Source organism: Pasteurella oralis, from assembly GCF_042681465.1.
Classification (GTDB): domain Bacteria; phylum Pseudomonadota; class Gammaproteobacteria; order Enterobacterales; family Pasteurellaceae; genus Pasteurella; species Pasteurella oralis.
On sequence record NZ_JBHUFP010000002.1, the window covers coordinates 47433 to 66828 of the forward strand.

Annotated in this window: 13 protein-coding genes; 11 read left to right on the forward strand and 2 right to left on the reverse strand. The window is 38.7% G+C overall.

The features are described 5' to 3' along the window. The first annotated feature begins 7 nt into the window (after positions 1-7). Positions 8-1417, forward strand: a complete 1410-nt coding sequence (locus tag ACFSAV_RS00930) for a uroporphyrinogen-III C-methyltransferase (protein WP_379095182.1) — start codon at positions 8-10, stop codon at positions 1415-1417. Positions 1418-1429: 12 nt separating this feature from the next. Beyond that, the gene (locus ACFSAV_RS00935) at positions 1430-2704 is read left to right on the forward strand and encodes a heme biosynthesis HemY N-terminal domain-containing protein (protein WP_379095184.1); all 1275 of its coding nucleotides are present in this window, start codon (positions 1430-1432) and stop codon (positions 2702-2704) included. A 111-nt stretch (positions 2705-2815) separates the two neighbouring features. Here the strand turns inward: ACFSAV_RS00935 and recX are convergent, their stop codons facing one another. Both recX and recA read right to left on the reverse strand, forming a co-directional pair. Then, positions 2816-3268, reverse strand: a complete 453-nt coding sequence (gene recX / locus ACFSAV_RS00940) for a recombination regulator RecX (protein ID WP_379095187.1) — start codon at positions 3266-3268, stop codon at positions 2816-2818. 117 nt (positions 3269-3385) lie between these two features. After that, positions 3386-4444 (reverse strand): recombinase RecA, encoded by a 1059-nt coding sequence (gene recA, locus ACFSAV_RS00945; protein ID WP_101776194.1) that lies wholly within the window; start codon positions 4442-4444, stop codon positions 3386-3388. A 318-nt stretch (positions 4445-4762) separates the two neighbouring features. Between recA and ACFSAV_RS00950 the strand changes: the two genes are divergently transcribed. The 9 genes from ACFSAV_RS00950 to ACFSAV_RS00990 are packed head-to-tail and all read left to right on the forward strand — an operon-like array spanning position 4763 to position 19396. After that, positions 4763-6358, forward strand: a complete 1596-nt coding sequence (locus tag ACFSAV_RS00950) for an SrfA family protein (protein ID WP_379095190.1) — start codon at positions 4763-4765, stop codon at positions 6356-6358. A 25-nt stretch (positions 6359-6383) separates the two neighbouring features. Continuing rightward, on the forward strand, positions 6384-9458 hold the full coding sequence (locus ACFSAV_RS00955) for a virulence factor SrfB (RefSeq protein ID WP_379095193.1): 3075 nt from the start codon (positions 6384-6386) through the stop codon (positions 9456-9458). After that, complete coding sequence (locus ACFSAV_RS00960) at positions 9458-12121, forward strand: putative virulence factor (protein WP_379095196.1); 2664 nt, start codon at positions 9458-9460, stop codon at positions 12119-12121. The genes ACFSAV_RS00955 and ACFSAV_RS00960 overlap by 1 nt, the downstream gene beginning before the upstream one ends. Positions 12122-12142: 21 nt before the next feature. Further along, a complete protein-coding gene (locus ACFSAV_RS00965; protein ID WP_379095199.1) occupies positions 12143-13108 on the forward strand; it encodes a tetratricopeptide repeat protein in 966 nt (321 codons plus the stop codon). Between the two features lie 41 nt (positions 13109-13149). Next, positions 13150-15183 carry a vWA domain-containing protein gene (locus ACFSAV_RS00970; protein ID WP_379095202.1) on the forward strand — a complete coding sequence of 678 codons (2034 nt, stop codon included), beginning with the start codon at positions 13150-13152 and terminating at the stop codon, positions 15181-15183. 18 nt (positions 15184-15201) lie between these two features. Next, the gene (locus ACFSAV_RS00975; protein WP_379095205.1) at positions 15202-15906 is read left to right on the forward strand and encodes an ABC transporter ATP-binding protein; all 705 of its coding nucleotides are present in this window, start codon (positions 15202-15204) and stop codon (positions 15904-15906) included. A gap of 20 nt (positions 15907-15926) precedes the next feature. Next, complete coding sequence (locus ACFSAV_RS00980; protein ID WP_379095208.1) at positions 15927-17144, forward strand: ABC transporter permease; 1218 nt, start codon at positions 15927-15929, stop codon at positions 17142-17144. After that, entirely contained in the window at positions 17137-18702 is a 1566-nt protein-coding gene (locus tag ACFSAV_RS00985) for an SUMF1/EgtB/PvdO family nonheme iron enzyme (protein ID WP_379095211.1), read from the forward strand. Before ACFSAV_RS00980 ends, ACFSAV_RS00985 begins: the two co-directional genes overlap by 8 nt. After that, positions 18674-19396 (forward strand): hypothetical protein, encoded by a 723-nt coding sequence (locus ACFSAV_RS00990; RefSeq protein WP_101776185.1) that lies wholly within the window; start codon positions 18674-18676, stop codon positions 19394-19396. The genes ACFSAV_RS00985 and ACFSAV_RS00990 overlap by 29 nt, the downstream gene beginning before the upstream one ends.

A 19396-nucleotide genomic window follows, 5' to 3' on the forward strand; every position in this document is an offset into this window, starting at 1 on the left:
TATTATTATGGCTGAAAATAAAATAACTTCTTCTGACATTAATGAAGTGCCAAAGAATGATACTGGCATGCCAGAACAGAAAAAGCATAATGAGAAGGTTGTTGTGGAAACAGAGAAGGCGGCTGTAGGGCAAAAAGTACCACAAAAGCCAAAAGATACATCTAAAGTAGCAACTGGAGAGAAAAAGGATTCGAAGAAAGTGAAAGAACAAGATCCGAAGCAAAATATCTCACAACCAGAGAGTATGTCTGTTGAAGCACAAAAGCGAGTTGAAACAGTGGTAGTTAAGAAAGGCGGAACAGGTATTGCCTTGCTTGCCTTACTTGTTGCACTCGGGCTTGGTGGCGCTGGTTATTATTTTGGTTTACAACAAGTGGACCAAATTCATCAAAAACTGACCGCACTTGAATATAAGGCAGGTCAAGCAATGGTAGCGCCAAGTATTGATATCCCTTCTTTTGATCAGGAGCGTCAACAAATTGCACAATTAGTTGAAGCAAATCGTATGGTAGATGAAAAATTACTTTTATTGCAAAAAGAACTTGCAGTGAAAGAGCATGTGATTTCGTCATTACAGAATCAGGTTAATCGTCTTAGCTCTGCAAGCAAACCGCAGCAGCCAAATGATTGGTTATTATCTGAAGCTGATTTTCTGTTAAATAATGCACTACGTAAGTTGGTATTAGATAATGATGTAGAAACGAGTATTTCGTTACTTAAAGTTGCAGATGAGGCGTTAGAAAAAGTGTCAGATCCTCGTGTTGTGAGTGTGCGCACAGCAATTAATCAAGATTTAAAACAATTGCTAGCAGTCAATAATGTCGATCAAAATGCTATCATGCAGCGTTTATCTCAATTAGCAAATAATCTTGATGAATTAACGGTACTTGATGTGAATTTTGATGAAGTTGATTCAGCTAATCAAAAATTAACAGATTCTTTAGATGATTGGAAAGAAAATGCTGAGAAAAGTGCAACGTCATTTTTGAATCATTTTATTCGTATTACGCCAAGAAATTCACATGATAAAGCTTTGTTAGCACCAAATCAGGATATTTATTTACGTGAGAATATACGTTTACGTTTACAAATCGCTATCATGGCGGTGCCGCGTCAGCAAGATGATTTATATAAGCAATCTTTAGAAACCGTCGCTTCTTGGGTTAGAAGCTATTTTGATACTAGCTCTGAGCTTGCACAAAGCTTCTTGAAAAGCGTAGATGAGTTAGCAGAACAATCGATTTATATTGATGTACCGAATCAACTTTCTAGCTTGAATGTATTAGATAAATTGCTTAATAAGCAATCGCAAGAAGTGCAGAAAATTGAGATTTCTGTTGATAAAGCCTTAACAGAACAACCAGCTGGTGATACACCGAAAAACGATGATAATACATCAACCACTGAGCAACAGTAGAGGAAATAGATTATGTTTAGAGTACTATTTTTAATGCTGGTGTTACTGGCGGGATTGATTGCAGGTCCTTATTTATCGGGCAAACAAGGTTATGTATTAATTGAAACTAGCAACTATAACATTGAAATGTCGATTACCATGTTAGTTGTGTTCTTTGTAATCGCAATGGCAATCATTTATGGCATTGAGTTAATTATTACCCGTTTTTGTCGTTTAAGTAGTAATACATATAGCTGGTTCTCACGTCGTAAACGTGCTAAAGCACAAAGACAAACTCTTGAAGGTTTAATGCGAATGAATGAAGGAGATTATTCAAAAGCAGAAAAACTGATTGGTAAAAACGCAAAACATTCTGATGAACCTGTATTGAATTTTATTAAAGCAGCTGAAGCAGCGCAGCAGCGTGGGGATGAATTTAATGCGAACCGTTATTTAATGGAAGCAACGGAAATTGCAGGCTCAGACAGCTTAATTGTTGAATTAGCACGCACTCGTATTTTATTACAACAAGGTAAGTTACCAGCTGCGCGTAGTTCAGTTGATAGCTTGTTAGTAATGACTAGTCGTAATAAAGAGGTATTGAAGTTAGCTGTTGAAATTTATTTAAAATCAAAAGCATATTTGGCATTAGATAAGATTTTAGATCAAGTTGAAAACTCAGGTTTGTATTCAGCAGAAGAATTTACTGCCTTGCAGCGTCAAGTAGAAGATGGCTTACTTGATGAAAAAATGCATGAAGAAGGTGTCGATGGTTTATTGGCTTGGTGGAATGATCAACCGCGTAAACGTCGTAATGATTTATTTGTGAAAATTGGCTTAATTCAACGTTTGATTGATTGTAATGATCATGAAACAGCTTATGAATTGACATTAGAAGCATTGAAAAAAGTTGAAGAGCAAAGCCCAGAAAATAAATTACTTTGTGCGCAAATTGCACGTTTACAGCCTGAAGATAATAGTAAACTCATTAAGCTAATGGAAAAGCGTGCGAATAAAGCGAGTGAAAGTGCGCAATGTTGTGTTAATCGTGCGTTAGGTTATTTATATGTGCGTAATAATGACTTTATACATGCGAGTGAAGCATTTAAACAGGTGATTGCGCATAGAACCCAACTAGAGCCAACAGATGTAAATATGGCGGCGTATGTATTTGAGCAAGTTGGTGAAAATACACTAGCACAGCAAGTGCGTGAAGAAGGGTTAAAAGAAGCGATGGCAGTTTCAAGTTTAAAAACTGAAAGCGATAAAATTGAAGAAAATCCGACCGCACTTTTAGAAAGTAAGTAAGCTAATGTGTGAGTGTACAATGATGTTGAGTGTTTATTGAGAAAGCTAGTTAAGCTAATTTAGAAGGCAGATCATTTTGATCTGCTTTTTTCTTATTACCTGAAAATCGTGTTATTCTTCAATACCATTACCTATATAATCCGAAAAATCTTCTGGTCTAAAGCCATGGGAAAGCATATAGTGCCATATTTTTTGTTTTATTTTAAGATCTGAAATCGTAGCAAAACCAGGAAATTTTTTACGCAGCAGATTGAAGGCCAATTCAGACCAATTAACCTCAGCTTCATTCAATGCTTGCTGAATGACAACAGAATTAATACCTTTCAATTGTTGTAATTCTTGTTTTATTCGACTGAATCCATAGCCACGTTGTGCACGAAAAATAAGATAATTTTCAGTAAAGCGTTGATCATTCTGCCAGTTTTTTTGTTGGCAATACGCTAATACTTCATCAATTTCCTGTTCAGAAAAGTGTTTTTCTTGCATTTTACAACGGATCTCAAATTCACTATATTCGCGGCGCGCTAATAAACTGATGACATAATTAAGCGCTTGTGATGACATGGTGTTTTTCCTGTAATAGACCTTTGTAATAAAGTGTAGATGATAAGCAAAAAGTGCGGTCAATTTTTGGCAAATTTCAACCGCACTTTATTTCATCCTATTTGACTCGATGATGGATTAGTAATCTGAATCCATTTCTGCATTATTTTGTTCAGCAATATCTGCGGCAAGTACTTTTTCTGGATTAGCTAATAATTCATTACGTAGTTTCGTTTCCAGTGCTAACGCTTCTTCTGGGTGTTCGTCTAACCATTTCATGGCATTAGCTTTACCTTGTCCAATTTTTTCGCCATTGTAAGCATACCAAGCACCGGATTTATCCACTAATTTATGTTTTACACCAAGCTCGATCAGTTCACCTGTTTTTGAGATGCCTTGTCCATAAAGAATTTGGAAGTCGACTTGACGGAATGGCGCAGCAACTTTGTTCTTCACTACTTTCACACGAGTTTCGTTACCAATCACTTCTTCGCCATCTTTAATAGCGCCTGTGCGGCGAATATCTAAACGCACAGAAGCATAGAATTTTAAGGCATTACCACCTGTCGTGGTTTCAGGATTACCAAACATGACACCAATTTTCATACGAATTTGGTTAATGAAGACAACTAAGCAATTTGAATTTTTAATTTGCCCCGTGAGCTTACGCAGTGCTTGTGACATTAAGCGTGCTTGTAAACCCATGTGGGAATCACCCATTTCACCTTCAATTTCTGCTTTTGGTGTTAAGGCAGCGACGGAGTCTACGATAATGACATCAACAGCACCTGAACGTACTAAAGCATCACAAATTTCTAAAGCTTGTTCACCATTATCTGGTTGCGAAACTAATAATTCATTGACATTAACGCCTAGCTTAGCAGCATAAATGGGATCTAATGCATGTTCAGCATCAATGAATGCACAAGTTTTGCCTTCTTTTTGTGCCTGTGCAATGACCGAAAGAGTTAAAGTCGTTTTACCAGACGATTCTGGTCCAAAAATCTCAACAATACGTCCCATTGGTAAGCCACCAATACCTAGTGCGACGTCTAAACTTAATGAACCTGTTGAAACGGCTTCAACATCTAAGGCTTGGGTATCACCCAATTTCATAATTGAGCCTTTACCAAATTGTTTTTCAATTTGACCTAATGCGGCTGCTAAAGCCTTATTCTTTTCTTCTTTTGTCGCCATTGTTGAATCCTCAATAAAATCATCATCAGAATTTGAGGTGTATATTACCTGTATGAATAAACAGTATCAAGTGCTTTTTGCAGAATTTATAAAATTTATTGCAAAATAAATATCAGTTATTAAAAATAAGTTTTTCTCAATTTCCTTATTTATTTTTTTAGATCATTGATATCAATACAAATCTTAGTGATGTAAAGTGGTGTAAAAAAGTACAAACTCTTTGCATTTCTATGCCAAGATTATTAAAATCCTTTGGATATAGTGCAATATTTATAACTATTTTGTATTTATTGTGATCAAGTTGAACAAGGATAATCTATGTTAAGTGCTTTATTACGTAGCGGTGATGTAAAAAATTACACCGCACTTGGACAAGATGGCACCCCAGTATATGCGGTAGCGCCACAATTGCGTGAGGCGATTAAGTTCAGAGTCAAGGATCCTGAGGATAAACACATTGGGAAAAAGTTTGCCAATTATCTTGCTATCCCACAACGTAATGATCAAGGGAGTCAGATCGACTGGTATGTACCATTTGAATCGGAACGTCCTGATGGTAACTATATGATTATTCCTTGGACTTCTGCGACAGAGGAAGAACGTGCCGCTGCATTTGCAGAATTAAGTCAATTTGAACAGGCAATGCTGCAGTTCGGTTTAAAATTGAAAAATACAGACAATTTGCAAGGTGACCTGCTTCTTTTTTCTCGCTTATTATGTGGCAATAACAATCCAGCTGATATTAGTGATCCAGATAATTTAAAAGCGCTTCGTTTTCCCAGTCCTGAATATGTCTATTTAGTCAATAATAAGCCTGTCATTACTTTTTGGGGATTTGTTGAGAAAAGTACTGAGCTTTATGGCAATCCATTTTTAAGTTTAAAGCCCGTTGTACGTGAGCCTGTTCCTGCTGTTGCCGAGCCAATGCCTGTGATTGAGGAAAAGAAACCTTGGTGGCGTTGGTTACAGTGGTTATTGCCATTTTTATTGTTGGGCTTATTCGCGTTGTTCTTTTTGCGTGATTACTGGGCACCTAAAGTTGAGGTCGCAACCACTGCTTTATCAGATGTGAGTAAAGTCAAGACATCTAGCGTAGAGCGTCGAGTTTGCTTTGATGGTATTTCATATCGTTTTTTAAATGGTAATTGGATTACTGATGTGAATAAGAAAAAAGTCACCGACTCACGCTTAATTGAGAAGTTGGATCAGTTACCAGCACAGCCAACAGGAAAATGTGAGTTAGTGTTAAATGTTGATCCAAGTAAAAAAATGGTGGGTACTGATGTTGAGCAAACAGTCTTAAATCGCGGCACTGAAGTCGCAGATACAACAGTTGCGACAGACACTAATCAATCAGCTTTAGCCGATAAAACGATATTACCTGAGCTAGATTCAACTAATGACAAATTAAATCAAGCAGATAATAGTAAGGACAATACTGAGAAAGCGGCTACGGAAGCAACTCAGCCAGAAAAAAACATAGCAGATAACTTGCAAGCACAAGATTTGTTACAAAAAACGAATGATCCACAGACGATAAATCAACCATTGCAAATTCCAGCAGAGAGCGCCAAAAGTGGTAATGTGGATTTCCTTAATGGTCAATGGAATGCAGGAGCAGGTATTCAAGATAAAAGTACTGGCAAACCTCTGCGTTTAAAATATGAATTTGACAAAGGTAAAGGACAGGTGCGAGTTGAACGTGGGGATGGTGTGCAGTGTGTTGGTGATGTGAATGCGGCTATGCAAGGGGGCAGTTTAAGTATTGGTAACACAGGTGTAGCGAAATGTAGTGATGGCTCTACTTACCAATTGCCTAATGTGAAATGTAAACCTGATGCAAGTGGTTCGGCAGACTGTGAAGGGGAATATGGCAAAGGTCAGCGTTTCCCAATGTCAATGAAAACAAATTAAGTTTAACAATAAGAGAGAATAAAAAATGCTTCCAGAATTACATTATTTAGGCAAAGAAATCTCGCTAGTCATGAATAGTGGGATTCAGTTTATTGATTTTGGATTGAAAATTGATTGGAAAGAAAGAGCGTGGCGTGATATTGGTAGCGGTTATTTTATTTCTTCAGGTGAAAATGGTCCTTTGCGCCGTTTAATCGAAGATAAAGTCCGTGATGGTTATTATGATCCAACCCAGCCCGGACGTATTGTAACCCCTGAACAAGATATTAGTGTAGAGCATTCTTTTACGTTATTTGATGGAGTTTGGTTGCCGATTCCATTTTTACGTACTGTTCCCCCCGATCGTTTTGATGAAGGTCCATATAACTGGGCGCGTGTACGTATTATTCGATTAGCTGAACCAGATCAAGATGGTCATACTCACCGGATTACCTTTGCATTTGATACTAAAGTGTTCCCAAACAGTCAAAATGTGGCGTATTTAGCACCAACAGAGGAAGATGTGCGTTCAGGTGTGGTATTTGGTTTAGCATACCAGTCAGATCAAATGTCATGGTTTTTAGATTTCAAATGGGTAAATGAGTGGCTATTAGAAATTTTTAAAGAGCAAGCCCATTTAATTCGTTTAACTGATTTTGAAGAATTATCCGATGCGGTGAAATTAAAAAATCATCAAGCCCATTACTTGAATATGTTAGCAATATTAGGCACCTGTTTAACCATGCCGAATATTAAAGTGGTTTCCAAAAAAGCAGATGATATTATCGAAGCGATTCCCGTTGATATGGTTCTAGATGTGGGTAATTCACGGACTTGCGGTATTTTGATAGAAGATCATAAGCAAGAAAAAGATGGTTTGAAAAAACGTTATGAACTGGAGTTACGTGATTTAAGCAGTCCGGAACGAGTTTATAATGAGCCTTTTGAAAGTCGAGTTGAATTTGCACAAGCTTTCTTTGGTAAAGAACATTTTTCAGTACAGAGCGGGCGCCGTGATGCTTTCCAATGGGCAACTATTGGTCGTGTTGGTAAAGAAGCTGCGCGTTTAGCGAGTCGCCGTAATGGTAATGAAGGTTCAACGGGTCTATCGAGTCCAAAACGTTATTTATGGGATGTGGAGCAATATGGACAAGGTTGGCGCTTTAATAGTGCTTATGTGAAAACTGATCACGAGCCACATGCTACTGCCGAACCTTTATCTGGTTTAATTAATGAATATGGTGAAGCACTACATATTCTTGATGATAGTATCGATGATGAATTTGAGCGTAAAATTCCTGTTTTCCATCCTAAATATTCGCGTAGTTCATTGATGACTTTTATGTTGTCGGAAGTGTTGATGCATGCGCTGGCGCAAATTAATAGTCCAACGCAACGCGCGAAGCTAGAGCATTCACGTACACCGCGTTATTTACGTTCAATTATTTTAACTGTACCACCAGCGATGCCGAAACCTGAGCGTGAAATTTTCCGTAATAGTGTGTATCAAGCGATTGGTTTAGTGTGGAAAAGTTTAGGTTGGGATAAAACTGACGATGATTTGAATTTTGATTCAAAAGAAAGTCGAGAAAGCTACTGGCCAATGTTGCCAGAAGTAGTGATTCAATGGGATGAAGCAACTTGTGGTCAAGTGGTATATTTCTTTAATGAAACGCAGAATAATTACGGCGGTCGCCCAGAAGAGTTTATTGCTGCATTAAGACGTCGTGATAATTCACAGAAAAACGCAATTACGATTGCAACTGTCGATATTGGTGGTGGGACGACTGATTTAGTGATTAATGACTATGCTTTAGATTATGGTAGTAATCATCATCATGGAAGCAGTAATGCACATATCGTACCAACTCAACGTTTCCGCGATGGTTTTAAGGTGGCAGGTGATGATATTTTGCTCGATATTATTCGTGATGTCGTTGTGAATTCATTAGCAAAAGGCTTGAAAGAAAAGGGTATTGCAGAGCCAGATTCGATTTTATCGAAATTGATTGGTTCAGAAGAGCGTTCTGTACAGGACAAATTATTACGTCAACAATTGACACTACAAGTATTTATGCCAATTGGTTTGCGTGTATTGAAAGAGTATGAAAATTTTGATCCTTATTACAGTGAAGCCAGCTTAAATGATCTGACTTTCTGTACTTTATTGAGCGAGGTAGAAGCGCCGACCGAAAATGTGTTGGATTATATTAACGAGCCGATTCGTCGAGAGTTAAACGATCCACATTTCAGTATCTTAGATTTGCCAATTGAAGTGAATTTACGTGAGATTCACAATCGTTTTGTGCGTGGTGATTATTATGATATTTGCAAAACGTTCAATGCATTATGTGAAATCATCAATTGTTATCAATGTGATGTTCTATTACTAACGGGGCGCCCATCACGTCTACCTGGTGTACAAGCCTTTTTCCGTTCACGTTTACCATTACCTGTTGGGCGTATTTTACCATTACATAATTATCGTACTGGTAACTGGTATCCATTCCATAAGCAAGGGCGGATTGATGATCCAAAAACTACCGCATCAGTGGGGGCAATGCTATGTTTCCTCAGTACACATCAACGCTTACCAAATTTCTATTTGCGCGCAACCGCATTAGTTGCCTATTCCACCGTTAAATATGTGGGATTACTGGATAACAATAATGTGATCAAAGACAGTAATATCTATTATCGTGATATTGATCTTGATAATCCTGATTATGAGCTACCAGATATGCATTTTGAAGTTCGTGGTTTAGCACGTTTAGGTTTTCGCCAATTAAATGTGGAGCGTTGGAGTGCAACACCATTGTATTTATTGACTATTGAAGATGATGCACTAAATCGTGAATTAGCCAATGGTGGTGTCTTAAATGTGAAATTACGCATTAAGAAAGCATTAGGTTTAGCTTCAAAACAAAAAGAGCGTATTGAACATTTTGAAATTGAAAGCGCTAAGTTGATGACAATGAGCGGTAGTGAAAAAACAGTGCGTTTAAGACGAAATGATCTGGGTGAACCACAAATTAAATTAACTTTAAATACGATGACGGATGCAGGTTTAAAAGACAGTCTTTATTGGTTAGACACTGGCAGCATTAAACGGGAGAAATAATGAGTAATACAGCAAAACAATTAGTGCAATCTTGGGATGATGTATTTCATGCATCACAATCGGCAATTGATTGGATTGATGATGTTCGCCCGAATGTTGTGCGTTTAAATAATGAAGCTGACAGCTTAATTTTAGAGTTACGTCGCTTACGTAATACTGCCAGACGTTTAGGAGCGGTTTCTGATAAACCGATTACTGCGGGTTTTTTTGGTTTATCACAAGCAGGTAAATCATTTTTGATTTCGGCGTTAGCTGCAGATGAACGTGGTAAATTAGAAACCTTATTTGATGGTCAGCAACTTGATTTTATTAAACATATTAACCCACCGGGTGGTGGTAAAGAAGCCACAGGTTTAGTCACACGTTTTACGCGTCAAGAAACGAAAAGTGTTGCGGGTTATCCACTTGAACTACGTTTATTTAGTGAAATTGAAGTAGCTAAAATTTTAGTCAATGCCTATTTCAATGATTTTGATAAAGAACGTGTTGATTATGAAATTACGCAAGGGCGAATTAATAGCTTAATCAAGGGGTTAAATACTCGTGTTTCTGCGACGGAAGTGGCTGGCGTGAGTAAAGATGATGTGGTGGATCTGCAAGATTATGCACAAGACAGTTTTGGTAAATCTTTATCCGTTTTACAAGGAAACTATTGGGCAAATGCTACTGCACTTGCGCCTTATTTATCTATTCGTGATCGCGGTGAATTGTTTTCCATTCTGTGGGGCGAAATTAAAGAGTTAACGGATATCTATATTCAATTTGCGACTTCATTAGCACGTCTAGGGCATCCAGAGCGTGTGTATGCACCATTAAGTGCGGTTGTAAAAGAAACGGTTGATGGTGGGTTGTCACAAGCAGACAGTATCATGAACGTAGATATGCTAGAGCGTTTAGGTACTGAACGTGATGAACAAATTGAAGTGCGTCCAGCGCATGCAGAAGAAGTGGGTACTCCTATTGCAATTTCTTTAGCAGAATTGACCGCACTTACTGCAGAACTAGTTTTTCCGTTGATCAATCCGACTCGTGTACCTGCAGTTGAGCGAGTGGATCTATTAGATTTTCCAGGTTATCGAGGTCGTTTAGCGATTACTTCATTGGCAGAGGTAAAAGAAGGCAATCCTGTTTCACAATTGATTTTACGCGGTAAGGTGGCTTATCTGTTTGAACGTTATACGGATAGTCAAGAAATGAATATTTTGATTGTTTGTACGCCTTCGACTAAACAGTCTGATGTGAATAGCGTTGGTCCAGTACTTGAACGCTGGATTCATAAAACACAAGGCGATAGCCCTGAACAACGCGGCTTACGTAAGCCAGGTTTATTATGGGCAATTACCATGTTTGATATGCGCATTAGCCAAGACTTATCCAAAGAAGAAGAGTTGTTAAAAATTTCTTGGGGGGCAGGTGGGTTGCTAAAACAAACAATTTTAGAGCGTTTTGGCAATTATGATTGGTTTAATAATTGGTCAGATGGTAATCCATTTGATAATGTATTTTTAGTGCGTAAGCCGGGCTTTAAAGTCGCTTTTTTAAATGTGGAAGGCGAAAATGAAGTGAGTATCAACCAGAGCGAAAAAGCCCAATTGGAATTGTTAAAACGTACTTTCTGTCAAGATCCTGATATTCGTAAGCATGTGGCAAATCCAGAAGAAGCGTGGGAGGCGATGCTGCTATTGAATGATGGTGGGATGAAGCGTATTAGTAATTACTTAGAAACCATTGCATTACCTGAAGTGAAAGCAAGCCGTTTAACTGAGCAACTCAATGAGCGTATTCATCATTTCGTAGAAAATCGCTTTGCGAGTTGGTATCAAAGTGATGGTGAAGAAGAGGTGGCGAAAAAACGCCAGCTAGCTAACACATTGGCTAAAGAGCTACATCCACAAAATCCACGTTCTATTTTAATGGGAGAATTGCTGCGTCATTTACAATTGCCAGAAGAAACAATTCGTTCTTTATATTTTTCTGATTTAGATGAAGTGCTTGCTACAGAGGAGCAACAAAACCACAGTTATTCACCAGCAGATGATTTTGATCTATTTAGTGATCCGACACCATCCGTGGCAATTCAGCAAAGTGCGGTCGAAAAAGTAGAAGAATCGCGTTTTGCACAAGCTGTGTTTAAAGCATGGGTGAGCCATTTACGCAATCTCACAGCTGATCATAAGTTAATGCAATATTTTGGGCTTTCACTTGATAGCATTGAAAATGTGGTCAATGAGCTTGTAACTGGTGCAACTCGTTTGAAATTGCAGGATCAACTATCGCAAATTGCATTACGTAATGAGAATAGTGGTAGTAAGCGTGATCAACTTGCAGAACGTCAAGTCTTTACGATGAATACTGCGATTGCCGATTTTATTTCATGGCTAGGTTATGCTGAAATGCCACTAGATCAGCGACCTGCAAGTCGTGTGTTGCAGGGACAAATGATTTTTGAGCAACGCCCTGTCGAACAACAAAATGGTTTACCAAAATTAAATGATCAAACCAGCAATTATGATGATAACTATCGTTTAGATTGGTTAGTAGCGTTCGGGCATTTCGCAGTCAATAATGCAGGGCATAGCGCAGGTCGTGAAATTAACTCAACGCAAAATGCGCAGTTAGGCAGTGTGTTGCGAGCATTCCGTTCAGCACAAATCACAGCATAAAAAACATAAGAGGAATTGATTGTGTTACGAATTGAATTAAGAGAAGACAGCCCAGGTTATGCACAGTTTAGTGCGCGTAAATGGAAAGGAACTAATGAGGTCGAGATTGCCGTACAACGCAACCAAGATCGCTATTATTTTGCGGGTAATAATCAGTGGACACCAGAACCAGTGTGGCATAAAACCTCAGAATTAACTGTAGAAGGTGATGCACTGCAAGGTAGAGTAGGTCCTTGGCTCATTGATGGTCTAATGAGTCAGATGGGGAATGTGCGTTTCTTGTTACAAGTGCGTGATGGCACCATTGAAGATGGTGGTGCTCTGAGTTTAGTTGGCAATATTTTAGCTTCTTCAGCAGGTGGCGATTCTTCCCGTGAAACTGAAGTTCGAGAAGTGATTCAACCCGTTGTAGAAGAAACATTACCACCGCTTGTTGAACCTATTGAAGTTACAGTTGAACCTGTGATTGAAGAAACTATTGTTGAAATTCCTGTTATTGAAGAACTAGGCGAGGTACCTCCTGTCGTTGAACCGCCCGTACAAAAGAAAAGCCGGTTAGGTCTAATAATCAGTCTATTGCTACTGCTATTCGTTATTGGTGGTGCTGTTGCTTATTTCCTTTTGAGCAATAAATCAAGTGCGCCTACCTCAGCACCTGTCGTTTCAGAATGTAGTGTGGCAAGCAGTACAGATGAATTGGCTTTTATTCAACGTTGCTTAAAAACGAAACCTGATAGCAAACGCGTGTTAGCAGTTATTGCTGAAGCTAAAGCCGCGAATAAATGTAGTATTGCACAGCGTTTATATGCACACCAAGCACAGGGAGGCAATGCTGAAATTGCACTAGCCTATGCGAAAGAGTATGAAGTGGGTAGCCCTTGTTTTGCTAAAGATAAAGAAAATGCGATTTATTGGTATGAAACCGTACTTTCAATTGAACCGAATAATGAAGTAGCGAAAAAAAGCTTGGCAGAGCTGAAAAAATAAGCATGTTGGAATCCATTTTTCCACATGGAGAGGAATGAAATATGGCTAAATTGAATTTGGCACCTTTATATGCATTATGTTTGGCATTGCCTTTAAGTGCTCATGCATTGGCAAATGAAAAACCCTTATTACAAGCAGGAAAAACCACGTTGTACCAACGTGTGCTAAGTACACCAACTTGTGAATTATTGGAAAACAATATAGCTAAAACAGGGAAGAAAATCCCTGCATTTTCTCGTTATTATGTGTATCAACGTGAAAATATCGCAGGTAAAACTGTTGTCAAGGTGGGACCAGATACATTTGGTAAAACAGTAGGTTGGTTAGATGAAAGCTGTACGGTGCCATGGAATATGCAAATGACGTTAGTTTTTACGAATCCATCTGATCGTGATCGTCTGTTATTTTTCAAAGATCGTGCTGAGTTAGATAAAGTCATTAATGCCAATGATCCTATGCAAGTTGTAGCACCTATTCGGCAAGATTTAGCGGATAACAAGACAAATCCCGCTGTATTGGCGCAGGAACCCGCTGAGTTTGTCGATTTTCAAAGGAATTTCTATTTATTGCCGATTTTACAAGGCGAAGAAGTAATGAATGCGAAGGGTTTTTATGAACGTGCTTTAGAAGTTGCTTCTGTCAGTAAAGACGATCATGCTTTAGCCAAATCTACTACTGACCCTACTGCAAGTAAAACCAGCCAAACTGATCCGACAAAAGCCGCTAAAGGGGAAAATACCGATCCACAAGAAGTTGTTGGTTTTAGTGCAGCAGTCGTGTTTGTCATTGACTCTACTATTTCTATGGATCCTTATATTAACCGTACACGCGAAGCGATTAAACAAGTGTATGAGCAAATTGAAAAAGAAAATTTAGGTAAGCAAGTCAAGTTTGGTTTAGTGGCGTTTCGTTCTAGTACGAAAGCGGTGAAAGGATTGGAATACACTTCGAAAATGTTTGTTGACCCAACGACGGTAAAAGATGGTAAGGACTTTATGCAAAAAGTCGCGTCGTTGAAACAAGCCAAAGTATCGAGTAAAGAATTTAGCGAAGATGCTTATGCAGGTATTAATCAGGCGTTGAATGAAATTCAATGGAATGAATTTGGTGCGCGTTACATTGTTTTAATTACCGATGCGGGAGCGATTGAAGGAGATAATCCCATTTCTACTACAGGATTAGATGCTAAACAATTACGTTTAGAAGCACAGCATCGTGGTGTTGCGATCTATGCATTACATTTAAAAACACCTTCAGGCGCTAAAAATCATGAGCAAGCGCAAGCACAATATACAGATCTTGCCTTTAATAACTATTTAAACAAAGCCTTATATTATCCAGTGAATGCGGGCGATGTGAATGAATTCGGTGAAAAGATCAGTACATTAGCCAAAGCCTTAACTGCACAAGTAAAATTAGCTTATCGTGGTGAAATGGCAGCAGGCAGTGCATTAAGTGCGGTCGAAAAAGAAAAAGTTTCAACGCCTGTACCTGCACCTACTTCAGAAATTGAGCAAGATGCGATGTTATTAGGCAAAGCAATGCAATTAGCTTATTTAGGGACAACTAAAGGAACAAAAGCACCGCCAGTGTTTAAAGCATGGATCAGTGATAAAGACTTTGCGAAGCCAAGCGTACCAACTGCAGAGGCACGTGTATTGCTGACAAAGTCACAATTAAGTGATTTAAGTGATGTGGTGAAAAAAATTGCTGATGCGGCAAATGAAGGTTTAATTTCACCTAATGACATGTTTGCTCAGTTACGCTCTGTAGCCGCAGCAATGGGGCAAGATCCAAGTAAAATCAAAACACAAAGTTCGACTAAAATCGCTGATTTAGGCTTACTAGGCGAATATCTTGATGATATCCCTTATAAGAGCCAAGTCACCTCGATTGATGAAGAAACTTGGAAAGGAATGAGTGTACAAGAACAAGAGAAATTCATTCGTGAGCTACACAGTAAGTTGCGTCATTACCGTGTATTTAATGAAGATCAGAGTCGCTGGATATCCTTATCTGAAGGAAGTGATCCACGTGATTTTGTCTATCCCGTCCCATTGGAAGCCTTACCATAATAGGATAAGGATAACTTTGTGCTGATCATTGAAAATATGTCTGTGACGAGAGGTAAAGGAGAACAACGCTTTACCGTTTCTTTACCGCATTTGAGCTTAAATGATGGTGAGGTTGTTGCGATTCAGGGAACGAGCGGCTGTGGAAAAAGTACCTTATTAGAAATGATTGGTTTAATTCTTAAACCAGAACAATTGTCTCATTTTCAATTAGGAAAACAGTCAGTGTTAGTGGACATTCACCCTTTGATTCAGCAACAAAATCAAAGGGCTTTGGCAAGTATTCGGGCTGAAAAATTGGGTTTTATGCTACAGCATGGTGGCTTACTGCCTTTTTTAAGCGTAGCTCAAAATATTGCATTGCCTAATGCATTGTTACAATCTGAAATGGATCAACAATGGATAAGCTTCTTGTGTGATGAATTAAATATTAATCACTTACTCAGTAAATATCCAAAACAATTGTCAATCGGCGAACGCCAAAGAGTTGCCTTTATTCGCGCAGTCGCGCATAAACCTTTATTGTTATTGGCAGATGAACCGACTTCAGCCCTTGATCCTTATCATGCAGATGTATTATTTGAGTTGATTTTGAAGTTGGTTGCGCAACAGCAGATTTCTGTATTGTTAGTGACTCATGATTGGGCATTAACTCAGCGTAAGCAGCTACGAACCTTGCAAGCGTATTTAGTTTCAGCGCGTCAAGCGGTATTTAGCGAATCTTAAGTTGAAAAAGTGAATAGCACATGGCATTGATACAAAAAGTGAATTTGTTGAGTAAGTTAGCATTGCGTGATTTGTTATATGATCGCAAGGTGTCTTTTTGTATTATCGCTTCCTTGATTGCGGTGATTGCGCCATTGTTACTGTTATTTAGTTTGAAATATGGAATTGTTTCGCAGCTGCGTTCACAACTTGTTAATGACCCACGTAATTTGGAAGTTAAAATTGTCGGTAATTTAAATTTATCACCAGATTGGTTTGCATGGTTAAAACAGCAACCAGAAGCACGTTTTGTGATGCCATTGACTCGTTCACTCAATACAATTGTTGATTTACGTAGTAACACTCGACGTTTTATATCAGATGTCGAGCTATTACCGACAGAATCTGGTGATCCTGTATTAGCACAGCAGCAGTTACAGCACGCACAAGGCATCGTGTTAAGTGCATTAGCTGCAGAAAAATTAGTGGTTAATGTTGGTGATAAAGTGGCATTACTTGCTACGCGAAAGTACGAAGGTATCACAGAAAAAGGCATTGTTGAATTGGTAGTTGAGGGGATATTGCCCGAATCACAGTTTACTCGGGCAGCAGCGTTTGTCCATTTAGCCACATTAGTTGGGATTGAAGACTTTCGCGATGGATTACAGACTGCACTTTTTCCAAACATGCAAGGTAAAACAAACGAACAGGCAAGGACGACATTTGCACGCGCTAGAATTTATGCCACGAGTTTAGAGGATGTTGCCCCTTTGGCATTAAAATTGCGCGAGAAGAATATTGATACACGGACAGAAGCGAAAGCAATAGAAAATGTCAAGGCCATTGATTCAGTACTAAATGTGATTTTTATGGTTATCGCGATGACATCCGTCATCGGCTGCATTCTCTCTTTAATTGGTGCTTTTTTAGCGAATATTGATCGTAAACGCAAAGAAATTGCGGTGCTACGCTTGCTCGGTTTCCAGTCACTTGGTGTGATGGGCTATTTGGTTTTGCAAGCGGTTATTTTAAGTAGTGCAGCTTTTATACTCTCTTATCTTTTTTTCTTAGTCGGTAGTCAGCTATTTAATCAAATATTGACCAGTAATTTAGCTGACACGCATTTTATTAGTAGCTTACATCCATTGCATTTAGTTTTAGCATTTATCCTTGCCTTTATTTTAGCTGCAATTGTGGCAGCAATTGGTGCTATGCGTGCAATACGTATTCAACCAGCGGAGAGTTTACGTGATGTTTAAATATACCTATTCTTTTTTGGTGCTCAGTTTAATCAGTGCTACAGCACAAGCAGCATGGGAAGAAAAATTTTATAACCCTCAACCATTAGAAAATGATGTGATTTTGCCTCTACCTTGTGAAGGTAGTATGGTGTTTCGTGTCGTAAAGACAAATACGCATAAGCCATTGGAAGATATGTCTGTGACTTTAGGTGGTAATAGTGAGCAAGATGGCTACGCAGAATATGCAACGCCTAATTACATTGCAGGTGGTTTTGCGGATAAAAACCAAGAACGTTTCTTTTTGATTGCGAAATACGAGGTTACGGAGTCGCAATATCAAGCTGTGATGAGTGAAAAATGCAGTGCGCCCAATATGAAAGGTTTATTACCAATGACTCATTTAAGTTGGTTTGATGCGATGAGCTTTACGCAAAAATATAATGAGTGGTTGCTTAAAAATGCGAAAGATAAGCTGCCTAAAGAAGATGGGATGGCAGGTTTTGTGCGTTTACCGACCAATACCGAGTGGGAATTTGCTTCCCGTGGTGGTATGGCAGTGACTCCATCGGAATTTCGTGAAAAAGTCTTTCCGATGGAAGGTGGCTTAATTAATTATGCATGGTTTAATAATGCGAAGTCGGCCAATGGTCGTTTACAGATTATTGGTCGCTTAAAACCCAACCCATTGGGGTTATTTGATACTTTAGGTAATGCCAGTGAAATGATGTTTGATAGTTTTAAAATGAACAAGTTAAACCGTTATCATGGACAAGATGGCGGTATTATTTCGCGTGGTGGGAGCTATTTAAAATCTGAAGTTGATGTGAACAATGTATTGCGTTTAGAAATTCCATTTTATGATCAAAATGGAGCGAAAAAGGCTAAAGATATGGGCTTTCGCGTTGTTATCGTGGCACCATTATTAACATCAAGTGAACGAATTAAGTTGATGGAAAAAGAGTGGGCGGCTTTAGGGCAAGATAACCAAGCGAGCGATCAAGGTGAAAATACGAAAATTGTGGATAAGTTAGAGCAGCTTGCGAACAATACGTTGGATGAAAAATTAAAACAAGAGTTAAATAATACAAAAGAGCAATTGCGTGCGGCTAATTTAGAACGTGATGAACAACGTGATTCAGCAGTTCGTTCAGCTTTACAACTCGGTGCTTTTTTATGCGCTAATGTGTCAGATTTACAAGGTGAAGTTGAGCAAAATAACAAAATTGTTGAAGCCATGACCGCACTTTATCCAAACTCGGATAAAGAAACCAATGCCAGAAATCGCTTGTTAGAATCAGAAAAAGCACGGGATTTTGTGTTGAAATATTATGCTGATACAATTGTAGCCAGTTCAGCAACTTATCATAAAGCCACGATTCAAGCACAAGTCGATCGAACGAATAATATCGTGAAGAGTAGCGGTAAGGGGAATTTAACTCAATATGTTGATCTTTATTGGCGACATCTTGAACAATATTATCAAGATGGCAAAATAAATCGCCAGCAATGGCTAGATAAATGTACTCAAATCAAACAGGGGAACCAAAATGAAAAAATCAAGCAAATCAATCTTTAGTGTCTTGACACTTTCTGCAGCAATTGCGTTAAGTGGCTGTCAAAATGCAGGTTCAAGTTATTTTGGCACGAAAAGTAGCTTATCTACTGGTGAAGAGGCTGAATTTTTTAGTGATTCAGGTTTAAGTGCTTGTGCTTGGGGCGCTGCTGGTGGTGCGGTGCTTGGTGCGGGTACAGCATTATTAGCAGGTAAAAATGCATCAACGGCAACAGTCGCTGGTGTGGCTGGTGCTGCGGTCGGCTGTGGTGCATTAATGGGGACTAACTATTATCTTGAGAAACAACGTAAAGCCTATTCGAAAAAAGAAGATCGCTTAAATTCTTATATTGCTGAAACACGTAAAAATTCAGAGATGGTTAGAAAAGCGACATCAAAAGCGAAAACACAGCTCGATAAAAATAATCGTGCTTTAGCGAATTTGAACAAACAATTAAAATCAGGTGCGATTCAAAAAGCGGACGCACAAAAACAATTAGTGCAAATTGATGCGGATATTAAAGCTGCACAAAGTAATTTAGCATCAATGAAGAAAAGAGCACAGACTTTACGTGAAGTGGCAAGTAAAGAAAAATCAAATGGCTTAAATGTAGGGCGTTTTGAAGCAGAAATTGCCAGTTTGAATAAACAAATTGCAGCTTATGAGCGTTTAGTTGACGCCTCTTCTAAACAACGTTCAGCAATTCAAATAGGGTAA